This is a genomic window from Nocardia jinanensis (assembly GCF_014645735.1).
Classification (GTDB): Bacteria; Actinomycetota; Actinomycetes; order Mycobacteriales; family Mycobacteriaceae; genus Nocardia; species Nocardia jinanensis.
Window position 1 is genome coordinate 33,151 of record NZ_BMMH01000027.1, and the last position, 17,677, is coordinate 50,827.

6 protein-coding genes are annotated in these 17,677 nt (G+C 66.0%); all 6 read left to right on the forward strand.

The annotated features are described in order from the left end of the window. The first annotated feature begins 17 nt into the window (after positions 1 to 17). From IEY68_RS31640 to IEY68_RS31665, 6 genes are read left to right on the forward strand one after another with little or no spacing between them, the layout of a single operon-like run. Positions 18 to 4,073: a protein kinase domain-containing protein gene (locus IEY68_RS31640; RefSeq protein WP_189094608.1), complete on the forward strand. Its 4,056-nt coding sequence runs from the start codon at positions 18 to 20 to the stop codon at positions 4,071 to 4,073. Continuing rightward, on the forward strand, positions 4,073 to 7,666 hold the full coding sequence (pglX, locus tag IEY68_RS31645) for a BREX-2 system adenine-specific DNA-methyltransferase PglX (protein ID WP_063000547.1): 3,594 nt from the start codon (positions 4,073 to 4,075) through the stop codon (positions 7,664 to 7,666). The genes IEY68_RS31640 and pglX overlap by 1 nt, the downstream gene beginning before the upstream one ends. Next, on the forward strand, positions 7,666 to 11,415 hold the full coding sequence (locus IEY68_RS31650; RefSeq protein WP_063000546.1) for a DUF6079 family protein: 3,750 nt from the start codon (positions 7,666 to 7,668) through the stop codon (positions 11,413 to 11,415). Before pglX ends, IEY68_RS31650 begins: the two co-directional genes overlap by 1 nt. Continuing rightward, positions 11,412 to 14,219: a BREX-2 system phosphatase PglZ gene (pglZ, locus tag IEY68_RS31655; RefSeq protein WP_063000544.1), complete on the forward strand. Its 2,808-nt coding sequence runs from the start codon at positions 11,412 to 11,414 to the stop codon at positions 14,217 to 14,219. Before IEY68_RS31650 ends, pglZ begins: the two co-directional genes overlap by 4 nt. Continuing rightward, the gene (gene brxD / locus IEY68_RS31660; RefSeq protein ID WP_063000542.1) at positions 14,216 to 15,511 is read left to right on the forward strand and encodes a BREX system ATP-binding protein BrxD; all 1,296 of its coding nucleotides are present in this window, start codon (positions 14,216 to 14,218) and stop codon (positions 15,509 to 15,511) included. Before pglZ ends, brxD begins: the two co-directional genes overlap by 4 nt. Further along, positions 15,512 to 17,611 (forward strand): DEAD/DEAH box helicase, encoded by a 2,100-nt coding sequence (locus tag IEY68_RS31665; RefSeq protein ID WP_063000540.1) that lies wholly within the window; start codon positions 15,512 to 15,514, stop codon positions 17,609 to 17,611. The last annotated feature ends 66 nt before the right edge of the window (positions 17,612 to 17,677 follow it).

A 17,677-nucleotide genomic window follows, 5' to 3' on the forward strand; every position in this document is an offset into this window, starting at 1 on the left:
AAGCGGACGGTTTGTCGATGCTTCGGTACGTTGTCCCGAAGGCGTCCCCGTACCGCGCGTGGACCAACTTCGAGTTCATGGACAACCACGGCCAGTGGCATGAGATCGACGCCCTGGTCCTCGGCCGACGCCGACTCCATTTGATCGAGCTCAAGCATTACACCGGTGTGCTGCGGGGTAGTGAGACGAGCTGGGTGCGGTCCACGCCCGGTGGTCGGCCCCGGACGCAGCGGTCACCGCTGCTGCTCACTCGCCGCAAGGCGCAGCGGCTCGCGACCCGTATCGAGGAGGAGGCGCGCAAGGTCGCGCTGGAGAACGGCCTCGATGGGGAGAAGGTGCGGCGTGCGCTGCCGTTCGTGCAGGAGTCGGTGTTCCTGCACGGCTCGCCGTTCAAGGTCGACATGCCCGAGCTCGCGAAATCGGGGCTGTTCGGACCCGACGGGTTCGAGGACGAAACGGGGTTGCCCGGGCTATCGACACGACTGCTCGAACCCCCCACCGATACGCGACGGGTGACCGAAGACCTGTCGGTCATCATCGCGTTGGCGTTGCGGAACCTGGGGATCGCCCGCCGCACCGAGCGTGACGCGGGGTCGTGGACCATCACGGGCACGCCGCTGGCCAGCGGCGACGATTGGCAGGAGTGGTCGGCGACCCACAAGGGCACCGGCGAGCCCGGTCGCGCTCGCGTCGTCTCGTTCAATCCCGGCACGCCGGCGCAGGCGCGGGCCGCGGCGCATCGCCGGATGCAGCGGGAGTTCTCCCTTCTCTCCGCGTTGCGGCATGAGGCGATCGTCGCTCCGCACGATCTGGTGCAGGACGACGACGGCAATACGGTCCTCGTCTACCGCGACCTTCCCGGCTATGAACCCCTCGACCTGCTGCTAGCCACCCACACTCTGACCGCGGAACAGCAGTTGCAGGTCCTCACCCAGATCGCCGAAGCTGTTGCCTACGCGCACCGCAACCATGTGGCGCATCGCGGTCTGGGGCCCAGTACGGTCCTGCTCCATACCGAGGCGCTCGACCGGGGTGAGGTGCGGGTACGGCTGGGCGACTGGTCGTGGGCCGGCCGCGTACACACCGGCGATACCCGCACGCCGACGATGATCCGCACACCGACCCTGCCCGGTAGCGCACCGGTCGACGCCGTGTACCAGGCGCCGGAGGACAGGTGGGCGCCGGACGCCGACCGGCTGGCGCTCGATGTGTTCTCGCTGGGCGCGCTGGCCTACTACTTGCTGTCCGGTGGGCAGGCACCGGCCCGTGATCGCGCCGCGCTGCTGGAACGTTTGCGCCAGGAGCACGGCCTGGACCTCGCGGCGTCCGACGCGGGGTTCATCGACGAAACGTTGCGCGCGCTGGTGCTGCAGGCCACGGAGCCGTCGGTGTCGAAGCGGATGAAGACCGACCGCAAGACGGGTCGCCCGCAGTTCGATGCGCAGCAGTTCGTGGTGGCGCTCTCCGAGTACCGGCACCAGCGGCTGGCCGAGTCCACCGCCCCCGAGGTCGATCCGCTGAATCCGGCGCCCGGTTCGCTGCTCGCCGGCCGATTCGATGTGGTGCGGGTGCTGGGCGCCGGTTCCACCGCGCGCGGTGTACTGGTTACCGACCGGGAGAACGACGACCGGCTCCGCGTGCTCAAGGTCGGGTTGGACGATGCCGCCACCACCCGGCTGCACGACGAAGCACAGGTGCTCACCGAACTCGCCCGGCTGTCACCGCCGGTGCCTGGTGTCGTCGAATTGATCGAGGGGCCTATCGCACTGGCGCACCGCGCCGCGCTGTTGCTGAGCAATTGCGGTGAGCAGACCCTCGCCGACGTCGTGCGCTACACCCCGCTCGGCGAAACGCAGCTGCGCGTATGGGGTAGGGAACTGCTCGACGTGGTGGTCGCGCTGGATGCGGCGGGCATCACCCATCGCGACCTCAAACCGTCCAATCTCGGCCTGGCCAAGCCGGAGGGTAAGGCGAAGGCGAAGGCGCGGCTGGCGCTGTTCGATTTCTCGCTGTCGCGTGCCCCGGTCGAACAGGTCGACGCGGGCACTCCGCCCTACCGGGATCCGTTCCTGGGTACCGGTATCCGCACCGCCTATGATTCGGCGGCCGAACGGTATTCGGCCGCGGTGGTGCTCTACGAGATGGCGACCGCTAGCACCCCCGTCTACGGCGACGGCATGAGCGATCCGCGTGTCCTCGACGAGGATGTCACCGTCACGGCCGAAGACTTCACCTCGGCGGGTATGAGCGCGACCCGGGCCGAAGCGCTGGCCGCGTTCTTCCGAACAGCGCTCGCCCGGGATGTCAGGAAACGTTTCGATACCGCCGCCGCGATGCGTACCGCGTGGGGCGGGGTGTTCACCGCGGCGGCGGCCGAACCGGTTGCCCTGGCCGAGCCCGCACCGCAGCCGAAGAAGCATGCGCCCGCACCGGTTCCGACGCCGATCCCAGAGTCGGCCGGAACCGATATCTCCCTGCCGGAACTCGCCGATATGTTCGCGCGCGCCGCCGCGACGAAGCCGTCGGCCATGCGCAGGCAGATTGTCGAGCTGATGCTGGGCACCCATACGAAAAGCCCCGACGATCCCTTCGTCACCTACCAGGTGCTGGCACCGCTGGCCGGGGTTACGGCGGCTCGTATCGCACAGATATTCGGGGAACTCCCCACGCTGTGGGCGAAAAAGCCACAGCTCGAGGCAACCGTCGCCAACCTGTATCGGCGGATGGTCGGCCGGCTCGAATCCTCGGGCGGGGCCTCGACTCCGGACCTCCTGGCCCGTGAACTCGCCGGCGCGTTCCCCGCCGACGACGCAGGCGATCCACAGCGCATCGCGCTGGGCGTGCTGCGCTTGCTGCTCGCTTCACCGCCCCGGGCCGATGCCGACACCGCGGAGGCGGGCCCGCCCGCGGTGAATATGGTGCGCCGGCAAGGATCCGGGACCGTCGCGATGATCTCGACGCCCGCGGTGTCCCGCAAACTGCCCGCGGTGCTCGCGGGGCAGGCCGAGAAGCTGGTGGATGAGGCGCAAACGCAAGGCTCGCAGCTGGTGTCACCGGGCGACTGTGGACCGGTGTTGCGCGAGGCCGCGGCGACCGCGCTCGGTCTCGACGTCGACGATGTGGAGATTCCCGCGCATACTCTGCTGCGTATCGCGGCGGCGGCATCGACGCAGGTGGCGTTGACTTCCGGCGACGAGCTGCATGCGCGGTCCATGCCGATCGACGAAGCGCTGCGGATCCTACTTCGTGGCCTGTCCTCCAGCGATGTGTTCGGCCGGTCCGAGCTGGAGTCCCGGCTCGCGGCACGATTCCCCGCACTGGTCAAGGCTCTGCCGCGACGGCCGGACCTCGATCTGCTGGTGCAGGCGGTAGTGCCGGACATGCACTGGAGCGAAGCGCTCGGCAAGTACAAGTTCACGGTGGAACAGGCGGCGGCGTCCTATGTACCGACCCGGCACACTCCTACACCCGTTCCGATTCGGCGCGAGCACGGGATCTCGGATGTGGAGTACCTGCTCGAGTCCAGCAAACAGGAACGCACGTTCCGGGCGCTCGGGGTTCCGCTGGGCACCTCGGACGATTTCGCCGAAGCGTTGGTCGGCAAGTTCGGCGCCCTCCGCATCGACGTGACCGACCTGCTCCTGAACACGCTGCGCTCGAAGGCCGCCACCGCCGGTATCGACTGGAATACGATCCTCGCCGCCGACGCCGGCGCGGCGGCCGATCGCGAAGGACTCAAAGGTTTCGTCGCGCAGGCCATCCCGACGCTGCTCGAGGCCGTCGATACCGCCCCCGGCCCGGTCGTCCTCACCGACCTCTCGACGCTCACCGCATACGGGCAGATCGACGTTCTCGGCCGCTGGACCGACCTCACCACCCCACCCCCGCACGCGGTGTGGGTTGTGGTCCCGCAACGAGACGAGGCGGGCGGCCGCCCGGGTTCGAAGGTCGACGGCACCCGATTGCCGATCAACAGCCCGGAACAATTCGCGCAGATCGACGATAGAGAGGTGGCAGCGCTGCTCAGCTCTGCCGCGCACAGCGCTGATTCGACCATGAAGGAGCCTGCCTGATGGCATTGGCCACGATCGCCGGGGGCCAGCTGACAGCTGCCCTCAAGCCACAACTGAAACTCCTCGTCGATGACATGCGCGAGCGCCTCAACGCCGACCCGGTACAGCTCGAAGAATGGCGTACAACTCACAGGAAAGCCGTGAGCGAGCAGCGCACCGCGACTTCCTGGACGGATTGGTCAGAGGATCAGCTCACCCAGGCCGCCGTCGGCTGGCTGCTCACCTCGGTGTTCGTGCGGTTCTGCGAGGACAACCTGCTGCTAGGTGACACAGCAGTGTGGATCGCGGGTCCGACCCCGCTGCTGCGGCAGCGTGCGGTGGACGCAGAGAACGCCTTTTACCGGGAACATCAAGATTCCTCGTACCGGGAGTGGCTCGAGCGGTCGTTCGATGCCTTGCGGAGCAATCCGGCGACTCAGGCATTGGTCGACGAGCATGCTGCGTTGAATATCATTGCCCCTTCTTCCGATTCGGTGCAGCAGCTGCTCGGATTCTGGCGGCAGACCGACAATTCGGGCGAGCTGGTGTGGTCGTTCCGGGACGACTCGCTGTCCACACGGTTCCTCGGAGACCTCTACCAGGATCTGTCGGACTTCGCGAAGAAGAAGTACGCGCTGCTGCAGACGCCGGAGTTCGTGGAGGAGTTCATCCTCGACCAGACCCTCGAACCCGCACTGAAGGATCGGCCGCTCGAAGGATTCAAGCTGATCGACCCCACCTGTGGATCAGGTCACTTCCTACTCGGCGCATTCGCTCGACTCGTGGGACAGTGGCATCAGTACGCGCCATCCGTTGAACTACGCACGCGCGTTGACAGCGCCCTTTCATCGATATACGGCGTGGACCTCAACCCATTCGCCGTAGCAATTGCAAAATTCCGTCTGATCGTCGCGGCAATGAAGGCATGCGGAGAAATTTCTCTGATGAATTGTCCGAAGTTCACCCTCAATCTCGCGGCAGGCGACTCGCTACTGCACGGCCCGGAAAGAGGAGGCAAGGAAGCGCTCGATTTCGGCGACGTAGCATTCGACAAGGACGCTGCAGCTTCGGGTTTTAATTACAGCACCGAAAATGCGGTGATTTTGCGCCGCATCCTGTCTCCCGAACAGTACGACGTGGTGGTAGGAAATCCACCGTACATCTCCGTAAACGACAGAGCTCTGAACAAACGATACCGAGAGATATACCATTACTGCAAGGGAAATTACCCGCTTACCGTGCCATTTATGGAGAAATTCTTCGACCTCGCCAAGCCCGGGGAGCGCGCTGGCTGGATCGGGCAAATCACCTCGAATTCATTCATGAAGCGCGAATTCGGAGTGCCATTGATCGAAGAGTTCTTCGCACGGAAGGATTTGCGGCTGGTCGCCGATACTTCGGGCACATTCATTCCCGGGCACGGCACACCGACGGTTATTCTCGCCGGACGAAACCGGGACATAAGGCATAACACCGTTCGAGCGGTCCTCGGGATCAAAGGTGAGCCAGCTCCACCGGAGGAGCCCGCGAACGGCTTGGTATGGAGGTCCTTGGTCGAACACATCGACGAGCACGGATATGAGGACGAGTGGGTTTCAATCACAGATCTTCCTCGTGACAACCTACGCCGACACCCTTGGAGCCTCAGCGGTGGAGGCGCTGTTGAAACGCTTTCAGCCATTGATCTCGCAATGCAGAGCACCCTCGGCGCAATCACTGCCGAGATAGGGCGGACAACGGTAGTCGGCGAAGACGGCGGGTGGCTCTATCCTCCCGCAACTTACCGTCGAAATAGGTCCAGTCTCCCGTTCCGGCATTTCGTGGCAGGGGAAGATGTTCGCGACTACACGATCGCAGAGAGCACGTATACCCTCAACCCATATTTGGATTCAGCAAATTCAAATCCAGTAGGACCCGAAGCGCCGTTGATCGCATTCCTATGGCCGCTTCGAACTCTCTTGGCAGCCAGAAAGATTTTTGAGAAGTCACTGGCCGAACGCTCACTCCCCTGGTGGGTTCATCTCGAAAGCTACTCACGCAAGCTCCGCACTCCACTGTCCATCACATTCGCCTTCGTCGCAACCCACAACCATTTCGTACTTGACCGGGGCGACAAGGTGTTCAATCGCTCCGCGCCAGTAATCAAGTTGCCTGAGGGAGCGAGCGAGGACGATCACTTGCGATTGTTGGGAGTACTAAACAGCTCGACCGCATGCTTCTGGCTCAAGCAGAACAGTCAGGATAAAGGAAATCGTGCAGGTCAGCGCTCTACTGGACGATACGCCTGGGAACGCTTCTTTGAGTTCACAGGTACCACTCTCCAGGACTTCCCTTTGACGATGGAATCTCCTCTAGATCGCGCCCGCACTCTAGATACCCTTGCACGACAACTCTCAGCGCAGGATCCAGAAGCGGCAATAAAATCAAATGGCGCCACACGCACTGTGATCGATAAGGCTCGAACTAGGTATACGCAGATCCGCGCTCAGATGATCGCTGAGCAAGAAGAACTCGACTGGCAGCTCTACTTCCACTACGGCCTCGCCAATGAGCACCTCACCCTCCCTGTCGGCGGCGCCCCGGGCATTTCTTTGGGACAGCGCGCCTTCGAGATCGCTCTAGCCCGGAAGCGTGCAGCAGGAGACTCTGAATCCGAATGGTTCATCCGGCACGGTTCCACACCAACAAGCCAGATGCCCGACAACTGGCCCGCCGACTACCGTGCTCTGGTCGACAAACGCCTCGCCGCTATCGAAGCCAATCCTCATATCCGTCTCCTGGAGCGCCCCGAATACAAGCGTCGCTGGGCCGTAGAACCTTGGGATACAAAACTCCAGCTTGCACTGAAGGATTGGCTGCTCGACAGGCTCGAAGACGAAAGGTTTTGGTCCACCCAGCAGGGAACACCCCTTCCCCGGTCTGTCAGTGAACTCGCGGGGCACTTCGAGAAAGAACCTGAGTTCATCGAAGCCCTGGACCTGTGGGCCGGGCAGAAGGATGCCCCAGTTGCCGCCACGCTGGTGAAACTGCTCTCCGACCAGGCCGTCCCCTACCTCGCCGCCCTCCGATACAAGGACTCCGGCCTGCGTAAACGCGCCGAGTGGGAGCAGGTGTGGGATATGCAGCGCGACGAAGACGCCGGCCTGATCAAGGCCACCGATATCCCGGTCCCCCCGAAGTACACCAGCGCCGATTTCCTCAAGACCGCTTACTGGTCGCACCGCGGAAAGCTCGATGTCCCGAAGGAACGGTTCATCGCCTACCCGGATGTCGGCCGAGATACCGACCCCACCCCCCTGCTCGGCTGGGCCGGCTGGAATCACGCCCAGCAAGGCTTGGCCCTCGCCACCATCTACGCGTGGCGGGAATCCGAGGGTATGCCGCTGGCATCGCTCGTGCCCGTGGTCGCCGGAATCGCCGAGGTGCTGCCGTGGGTGAAGCAGTGGCATTCCGGTGTCGATCCGAACCTCGGCGTCGATCTCGCCGAGTATCTGAGCAGCCAGCTCGCCGAGAAATCCGCGGCTGTCGGTGTGCCGGTGCAGGATCTTTCGGCATGGCGGCCCGAGAAGAAGACCCGCGCCCGTAACCCAGCAACCCGAAAGGCAGGCCAGTAGTGTTCCCCGGCGCCTCCGCGTCCGCGCGCACCCTGCGGGAGACTTTCGATATCCCGGAATCGCACGGCACCAACGACTATGTGCTGCGGCTGTCCGATTCGGTCGGTGCGGATCATCTCGCGGCGACCGTCGATTCCTACGTCGTCACCCCCGCCCTCACCGAAGCGTTCGATTCGGCGCTGGGAGTGGTGGAGGAAGCGCTACGCACCGGCGAGAACAAGGCCGCGTTCCTGCACGGTTCGTTCGGTTCCGGTAAATCGCATTTCATGGCGATGCTGCACGGCATCCTCGGGCACGCCCCGAAGGCGTTGTCGGTGCCGGAACTGCAGCCGATCGTCGCCGAACACCCCGCGGTGAACAAGGCGAACCTGCTGCGCCTGACCTTCCATTTCCTCGACGCCGACTCCGTCGAATCGGCGCTGTTCGATCAGTACCTGCGGCAGATCACCGCCGCGCGTCCGGATGGGCTGCCGCCCGTGCTGCATTCCGCGGGCGGGTTGTTCGAAGATGCCGACAACCGGCGCCGGGAAGTAGGTGACGAGAAATTCTTCGCCGCCCTCAACGCGGCGGGCACAGCGCGGGCGAGCACCACGGTCGACTGGTCCGCGCTCGGCCAGGCCGGTACTGCGTGGACACCGGACACCTACGCCACCGCGAGCGCGCCCGGCGCCGACCCGGCCGAGCGGGCGCGCCTGCAGCAGGCGCTGGTATCCACGTATTTCACCAGCTATTCGCGAAATACCGACTGGCTTCCCCTCGAGGACGGCCTGGCGGTGATCGCCGATCACGCGAAATCGCTCGAGTACAACGGCGTGGTTCTCATGCTGGACGAGCTGGTGCTGTGGCTGACGTTCCTCATCACCGAGCGGGAACGGTTCAACGCCGAGGTCCAGAAGATCACCAAACTGGTCGAGACCAGCCGCGGGCGGCTCGCGGTACCGGTGATCTCGTTCGTCGCGCGCCAGCACAATCTCGCGCAGTGGGTCGCGAGCGGGCCCGATGCCGGCGCCATCCAGCAGGCCGTCGAACGCGCCTTCGCGCACCAGGAAGGCCGATTCGGGTTGGTCACCCTCGGCGACGAGAACCTGCCCTATATCGCGCACAAACGCCTGCTGCAGTCTCGTGATGCCGAGGCGCAGGCCGCGCTGGAGGCCGCTTTCGCGCGGCTGGACCGCAGCCCCCAGGTGTGGGATGTGCTGCTCGACGGCGTCAACACCGACGATCGGCATCGGGGGTCCGACGCCGACGCGTTCAAGCTCACCTATCCGTTCTCCCCGGCTCTCATCGCGACCCTGCGCGAGCTGTCCGGGCAGATGCAGCGCGAACGTACCGCGCTGAAGGTGATGCAGCAGATGCTCGAGGACAATGCCGACCGGCTCACCATCGACAATGTGATCCCGGTCGGTGAGGCGTTCGACTACATCATCGACAGTGCCAACGCGACACCCATCAACGACGCCGCCGCGCACACGTTCAAAACCGCGCGCTCGTTGTGGACCGACAAACTGCGGCCGCTGCTGTTCCGCAACGCCGACGTCGCGGAATCCACCCTGGACAAGGACGTGCCGCCCGGGCTGCGGGCGGATATTCGTATCGCCAAGACCCTGCTCATGTCCGCGGTCGCACCGAATGTGCCCGCGCTCAAGCAGATCGATGCGTCGCGCTTGGCCTCGCTCAACCACGGCAGCGTCATCAGCCTCGTCCCCAACGATCAGCTCGGGCAGATCACCGGCAAAGTCAAACAGTGGGCGGCGGAGATCCCGGAACTGGCCGTCACCGCCGACGCCAACCCGATCATCTCGGTAACCCTCGAATCCGTGGACTACGAGCGGATCGTGCGCCGCGCACAGGCCGAGGACACCGACGGTCGCCGGCGCGAACTCATGCGCGAATTGCTCGCCGAGCAGCTCGGTGTGCTCGGCGCCGAGCACACGGTCGACAATGCGCTACTGCGGCAGCGGATCTGGCGCGGTACGCAACGTCAGGTGGAGGTGGTGTTCGGCAATGTCCGCGACCACGGCTATCTGCCGGACGAGGCGTTCCGGCCCTCCGCCGAAGGCGCGCTCCGGCTGATCGTCGACCTGCCGTTCGACGATCCCGGCCATACCACCGGCGAAGACCACGACCGGATCGACGAGCTGCTGCGTACCGGCCAGAACCGGTTCACCGTGGTCTGGTTGCCGAACTTCTTCAGCGACAAGGTGAATCGCCAGCTCGGGCGTCTGGTTATCCTCAACTATGTGCTCGCCGGTGACAGGTGGGCCTCCTACGCCAACGAGCTGTCCGACGCCGACCGCGCGGCCGCACGGTCGATCCTGCAGCAACAGCAGACGCAGGTGCGGGGGCAGCTCGGCACCGCCATCCAAGTGGCCTACGGTGTCGCTGCCGGCGCGAAGTTCCCCGAGACCCAACCGCCACTGCGCTCCCTGCACGCGGGATTCGCCGTCCAACCGCCCATCGGCCACGATCTGGGCGAAGCCGCGAACCGGCTGATCGACGACGCTTTCACGGCGCTCTACCCGGACCACCCGGAGTTCACCCCGGCCGATCAGCTCATCACGCCGCGTCAACTGAACATCGCACTCGCCCGGTTGCGGGATGCACAGGCGGTGGTGGACGGCCGGGTCGCGCTCGAGCGCAGCGAACGCGAGATCGTGCGGCGGATCGTCGAATCGCTCGGCATCGCCCGCACCAACGACACCCATCTGCTGGCCGGTCCCGAACATTTCGCGACGTGGCGTAACCGCATCACGCAAGAGTTGTCCCGCGCCGGCATCGACGAAGCCTCGGACGTTCCCATCGAGGAATTGCGCAGCGCGATCGCCGCGAGCGGACCGAAGCGCGGGTTGACCGACAATATGGTCGACCTGGTGGCCGGCGCATGGGCGGCGCAAGGTAAACGCTCATGGTTCCTGCACTCCTCCCCCGTCGACGAACCCGGAATCGGCGAGTTCCGGCGCGGTACCACGCTGCGCCTCGAACCGCTGCCCGACCGGCAGGAGTGGACGCGGGCATGCAGCCGGTGGAAGCTGCTCACCGGAAACGTTGTCAACGACTATCTCACCGCCACCAATGTCGCGGCGTTCGTCCAGCAGGTGCGCGATCACGCGGCTGTCGGACGGGCCGACCGGTCGCGGCTCATCGATGTTCTCGCCTATGCGTACGAGTACCTCGGGCTGGAATCCGGCGAGCGCCTGACTCTCGCGCGAGAGCTGAACACCATGCTCGACGCACGCCTGAACCACCTCGACAACCTCGCCGTAGTCGACGCGATCGCCGGCACCGCACTCACCGGCACCGACCTCGAAGCCGGGAAGTGCGCCACGACCGCCGGTGCTGTCGCTGATGTCGTGAGCCGGTTCCCCCTGCAACGTTTCGACCTGCTGCGCGCTGCGGCCGCCGACAACACCGACCGCGGCCGCCAGGCGGCTTCGATCATCGCCGCCTTGACTGCCACATTCGCCGACCACGAACTGTCCCGTCCGCTCGGGGAAGCACTGCGCGTCGCCGACGACGCACGCAACGCCTGGCTCGAGGCGGGAGTCAAACAAGGCCCGGCCCCGCAGCCGCAACCCGCGCCTGTACCCGCTCCCCCCGTACAGCCCAGGCCTGCCCCCACCCCGTCCTCGCGCACCTTCACCGTCACCAGCAAAGGCGGATTCTCCGCCGTCGAAGCCCGGCTGCTCGAACTCCTCGCTGCCGAACCGAACGCGACGTTCACGGTCACCATCGACAGGAACGAGCCGTGACCGCGGCAGCGGCCCTGCCCGAAGCGGATATCTCGGCGGTGCGCAGCAAGATCGCCGAGCTCCGCAAGAAGAACTACCCGCGCGGCGTGGTCGCGATCGCGGCCGTACCGGTCTGGCCCGGCGCCGACACGTTCGAATACGACGGGCAAACCGTTCGGGTGCGCACCGCTCCGAGCGTGCTCGCGGTCCGTGATGCGCTCACCGAGCGGCATCGGGACGGCATCGACTGGGTCGTGATCCTCACCGATTGCGCATCCGCCGAACTGCCCGTCGGAGTTCTCGAACACCTCGTCGCCGGGCGGTTGTCGAATCTGGATCCGTGGCCGGCGCTGCGCGAGGTGTTTCGCGCCTCGCGGCAGGAGTTCCATCTGCTCTCGTTGAGCAACGACGCAGCCCGGGCGGCACTGCGCGACCTCGACGAGGTGCAGAAACCCGCACCCCGCGGCGTGCTCACCAACGATCACCTGTTCGCGGAACTGTCGCGACAGAAGTTCGGTCTGCGGCCCGCCGAATACACCCCGCACCACATCGCGCTGTGGTCGATGGACGCGGCAGCGACCGCACGGTTCGAGGTGTGGCGGCAGGACACCGATCCTGCGCTGCTCGAACAGTTCTACACCTGGATCGCCAACCGGCTCGGCACCCTGGGGCCGATCTTCGTGACTGTATGGCGGTCGGGTGGGCCCGCCGGTCTCGTACCGCTGGGCTTGGTCGCCGCGCTGCTCGGCGACAGCAATGCGTCGCTCCCAGCCCCGCGCGACACCATGATCAAGGTCCGCACCCTGCTCGAGGTCGAACTCGGCGGGCACACGCTCACCGAACAGCAACTCACCGCCTGGGGTAATGCCGCCGCGCTGGCGGTGACCGGCACCGATGTACCCGATGGAGTGCTGCGCCGGGCCGAGGACGCCGTACGCCGGCTGCATGCCGAACCGCTCGTGGCCCGTTCGGATGTGCTGCCCATGGCTTTGGCCCCGCGTATCGCGCACTTCGCGACGGCGCTCTCCGATGCCGTTCATTCCGGCGATCTCGCCGCCGCCGAGAACGCCTGGGCGGATGTGGTCGCGCATCGCGCCGCCCACGACGGAACGCCGGACGCCCCGCGCGATGTGCGGGTCGGCGCCGCCGCGCTCCGGCTGCTGCGCCGTCGCGACCTCGACTGGCCGTCACCCGGCGGGCTCACCGACTGGCTGACCTTCTACCGGCAAGACCTGTCGTGGGTGGACGATGCGGTCAACGATGCATTCGTGGGGGCCGACGACCGGCGCCTCGCCGAGGCCGCCCATCGGATCGTGAGCGCGGTGCGCGCCGCGCGGGGAAAGGCGGACCGCGCATTCGCGGAGCAACTCCGCATCGAAGGCGTGCACCGTCCGACGTCCGGCGATCTGCTCTGTGTCGAAGACGTTCTCAACCGCATCGTCAAACCGCTCACTGTCCCGCCCTCCGGCCCGACCGGCGGACTCGGCGGCGTGATGTCAGGAGGCGTGCAATTCTCGCCGGTTCTGCTCGTGATCGCGGACGGCATGAGCGCGGCGGTGTCCAACGAAGTGGTCGCCGATGCCCTGCGTCGCCATCGTCCGCAGTGGCAGGAATGCCGGCTTGCCGGTGCCGAACGACCCCACGCCGCGCTGGCGGCGCTGCCGACCGTCACCCGGTTCTCGCGGTGCTCGCTGCTCACCGGGGCACTCGCCGAGGGTGGTCAGGACAAGGAGCGGATCGGATTCGCGAACTGGTTGCGGTACAACGGGTTCAAATCCTCCGGGCCGGCACTGTTCCACAAGGCCGATATGGATCTCGTCACCCGCACCCACTCCCTCGCCGACGCGGTACGCGACGCGGTCGGCGATACCGAAGGCCGGCCGGTGGTCGCGTGCGTGCTCAACGATATCGATGATGCGCTGGACCGCTCCGACCCGATCGGAACGACCTGGCGGACCTCGAGTTTCAAACACCTCGACCCGCTGCTCACCGCCGCGGCCGCTGTCGGACGGACCGTCGTCCTGGTGAGTGATCACGGGCACGTCGCCGAACGCCGCGAACAAGCCGGTGTCCAACGCGGGCAACAGATCTCCGCACGTTACCGGCCCGGCTCGGGCGAAGCGTACGACGACGAGCTGTTCGTCACCGGTGAGCGGGTGCTCTCCACGAACCAGCGTGCGATCCTCGCCGTGGACGAACAAGTGCGCTACACCGGTCTCCGTGCCGGCTACCACGGCGGTGCCGCACCGGCCGAGGCGGTGATACCGGTGACGATCCTCGTCAACGGTGCGGTGCCACAGCATCTCGGGCTCGACATCGCACCGCCCCCGCAACCCGCCTGGTGGAAAGAAGCCCGCCCGGCCCTCGAGCCGACGCCGGTCCATGCCGAGAGCAAACCCGCACCACGACCGAAACCGGCCGCGCCCGCGAAACCGGCCACCCCTGCGAGAGCGACCGCTCCGGGCGCCACATTGTTCGACCTGGGTGCGCCCGACGAGCCCGTCCGATCGGTTCCGGGCGGCCGCGACCGCGTCGCCGAGCTGCTGGCCAGCGAGCTCTTCAAACAGCAGTACCAGCTGTTCAAACCGAAGTTCCAGAAGCCGGTGATCAGCCTGCTGCTGCAGAAGCTGATCGACAACAACGGCCGTCTCCCGTTCGGCCGGGCCGCGGACATCCTCGAGGTCAAACCGACCCGCGCCCGCTCTGCCATCGCGATTCTCGCGCAGGTGCTGAATACCGACGGAGTCGTGGTGCTCTCCGATAACGGGGCGGAAGTCGAACTCGAATCCGTATTGATGTTCGAGCAGTACGGGGTCGCGCCGTGACGGCGCTGTCACCGGTCCGGCGACGGGAGATCCTGCAGGCACTACGGCAGGGCACCGTCCCCTCCGGCAGTCTCGACGTCCTCGCGGTCGGTATCGACAGGTTCGCACCCACCGTCGACGAAGACCTCGACGCCGTCGCTGCCGGCGGATCCATGTTCAAGGCCGTGCGCGGCGACTACGGCTCCGGTAAGACGTTCTTCGCCCGCTGGATGCAGCAGCGCGCGATGCGTCGTGGGCTGGCGGTTGCCGAGGTGCAGATCAGCGAACTCGAAACACCGCTGCACAAACTCGAAACCGTCTATCGGCGCACCACCGAATCGCTGCGCACCGCGGCATTCCCCCCGTCGGCGTTCCGCAATGTACTCGACGCGTGGCTGTTCGGGGTCGAGGAGGACGCCGCCACCGCGGCCGGCGCCGACGAGGCCACCGCCGAACAGGTCGACGCACTACTCGAACAGCGACTCGCCACTGTCGCCTCGGCGACCCCGGTGTATCCGATGGTGCTGCGCGCCTACCGCGCCGCACTCGCCGACGGGGACACCGCGACAGCCGATGCACTGGTCGCGTGGCTCGGCGGACAGCCACATGTCGGGGCAGCCGCGAAACGAGCGGCCGGGGTGCGTCAGGACGTCGATCACTTCCTGGCGATGGGCTTCCTGCAAGGCTTGCTCGCGGTTCTGGAAGGTGCGCGACACCCCGGCCTACTCCTGGTGATCGATGAAGTCGAAACTCTGCAGCGCATGCGCTCCGATAGTCGCGCCAAGGCACTCAACGCGCTCCGGCAGTGGATCGACGAACTGGATTCCGGCCGCTACCCAGGGCTGTATCTGCTCATCACCGGCACACCGGCATTCTTCGACGGCCGGCTCGGCATCCAGTCGCTGCCACCACTCGCGCAGCGGCTGCACACCGATTTCACCACCGACGCCCGCTTCGACAACCCCCGCGCACCACAGATCCGGCTCGCCGGTTTCGACCTCGACCGGCTGGTCGAGGTCGGGATGCGTGTCCGGACGGTCTACGCAGACGGAGCGACCGCGCCCGACCGGATCCGCACACTCGTCGACGACACCTACCTCCGCGACCTCGCCGCGGCCGTCGCCGGAAAACTCGGTGGGCAAGTAGGCATCTCACCGAGGCTCTTCCTGAAGAAGCTGATCCTGGACGTTCTCGACCGGGTAGACCAATTCTCCGAATTCGATCCGCGACAGCATTACGCGCTCACCGTCACGAAAACAGAACTCACCGACACCGAGCGCGCCGCGGTCAGCGCCGACGATGTGGAGCTCTAGGTGACGGGATTCGACCGGCTCGATCCCGCCCTGCAGCACCATATCGTCAACACACTGGGCTGGCCCGGCCTGCGTGCGCTCCAGGACGAAGCGATCGCACCGGTCCTCGATGGGGCCGACGCGATCCTGCTCGCACCGACCGCCGGCGGCAAGACCGAGGCCGCGATGTTCCCGTTGCTCACGCGCATGCAGTCCGAGCGATGGACCGGAATATCGGTGCTCTACATCTGCCCCCTCAAAGCCCTGCTCAACAACCTGCAGCCGCGACTGGCCGAGTACGCCGAATGGCTCGGCCGATCGGCGATGACCTGGCACGGCGACGTGAGTCAGTCGGTGCGCGGCCGCATCAAACGCGACCGGCCCGATATCCTGCTCACCACCCCGGAGTCACTGGAATCAATGCTCGTCTCCGAAAGCGTCGATGCCGGGGAACTGCTCAACGGGCTCCGCGCTGTGGTGGTCGATGAAGTCCACGCATTCGCCGGTGACGACCGCGGCTGGCATCTGCTCGCAGTCCTCGCCCGGCTCGAAACACTGCTGGGCAGGCGGCTACAGCGAGTCGGCATGTCCGCCACGGTCGGGAACCCGGACGAATTGCTCGGCTGGCTCCAGGGCGGGGCCACCGGACCCGGCCGGGTCGTATCGCCCGCGATAGCCGGAGGGGCCGTCGCCCCGGAGATAACCGTCGATTCCGTCGGCGGTGTCGAGAACGCCGCCAAGGTCATCGCTGCACTGCACGCAGGTGAGAAGCGCTTGGTGTTCGTCGATTCCCGCCGTCTCGCCGAAGAACTCGGTGCCCAGCTCCGGCAGCGCGCGATCACCACGTTCGTCTCGCATTCGTCGCTGTCCGCCGCGGAGCGCCGGGAATCGGAACAGGCGTTCGCCGAGGCGCGCGACTGCGTCATCGTCGCCACCTCCACCCTCGAACTGGGCATCGACGTCGGCGACCTGGACCGTGTCATCCAGATCAACGCCCCCCGAACCGTCTCGTCGTTCCTGCAACGGCTCGGCCGCACCGGACGCCGTCCCGGAACCACCCGTAACTGCCTCTTCCTGGGCATCACCGACCAATCCGTCCTCGACATACTCGGGATGCTGCAGTGCTGGTCTTCGGGCTGGGTCGAGCCCATTGTGCCCACCCCGGAACCGAGGCATATCGCCGCCCAACAACTGCTGGCAGCAGCCTTGCAGACCCGCCGAGTGCCGCTCAGCGGCTGGCAGCAGGCATGGGGAGAGCTACCGCTGTTCGACGCCGACGGTCAGGAGATTTTCGACCACCTGCTGAGCGAAGGGTTTCTCGAGCACGATGCCGGCAGCGCCTTCATCGGCTCCGAGGCCGAGCAGCACTACGGTCGCCGGCATTTCATGGACCTGCTCGCCGTGTTCACCGCTGCCCCGGTATTCACCGTGTTCGCGGGGCGCCAGGAAGTCGGCTCTGTCGAAACGAGCGTCCTCACCGACCCGGTCGAAGGGCCACGGGTCCTGCTTCTGGCCGGCCGGTCGTGGCAGGTCACCCACATCGACTGGAAACGACGGCAGGTATACGTCGAAACCACCGATATCGGCGGCCGTGCCAAATGGAGCTCCGCGCCCGACGGATCATCGTTCGACATCACCCGGGGAATCAGAGCTGTCGTGCTCGGCGCCGTCCCTGCCGGAATAACCCTCACGAAGCGGGCCACCGCCACACTCGCGGATCAGCGACTCCTGCGCCGCGACCATGTCGCCGACGACGCCTTCGTCATCATTCGCGACCAGCGAGACGACTGGCGGTGGTGGACCTGGGCAGGAAGCAAGGCCAACCGCACCCTCGCCGCGTGGGCGACCGACCTGGTACCGGCACGGCAGAAGATCACTGCCGAATCCCTGCGCTTATACCCAGACCTGGCCGTCACCGATATCCGGTCCAGGCTGGCCGAGCTTCGGGCGGCCCGGCACCGATCGCTCCCCGCCGTCGACGCGAACGCGGTACAGGGTTTGAAGTTCTCGGCAGCACTTCCCGAACACCTCGCCCTCGCTACACTCGCCGCCCGCATATCCGACCCGGTCAGAGCTTCGACGGTCCTCGGCGAGGAAACACGAATCCAAATAACCAGGTGACTTGCTATCCGAGCTCGGCAATCGCCGGATGACGGACTGGCCCACGGATAGCCACGCCGGCAACTG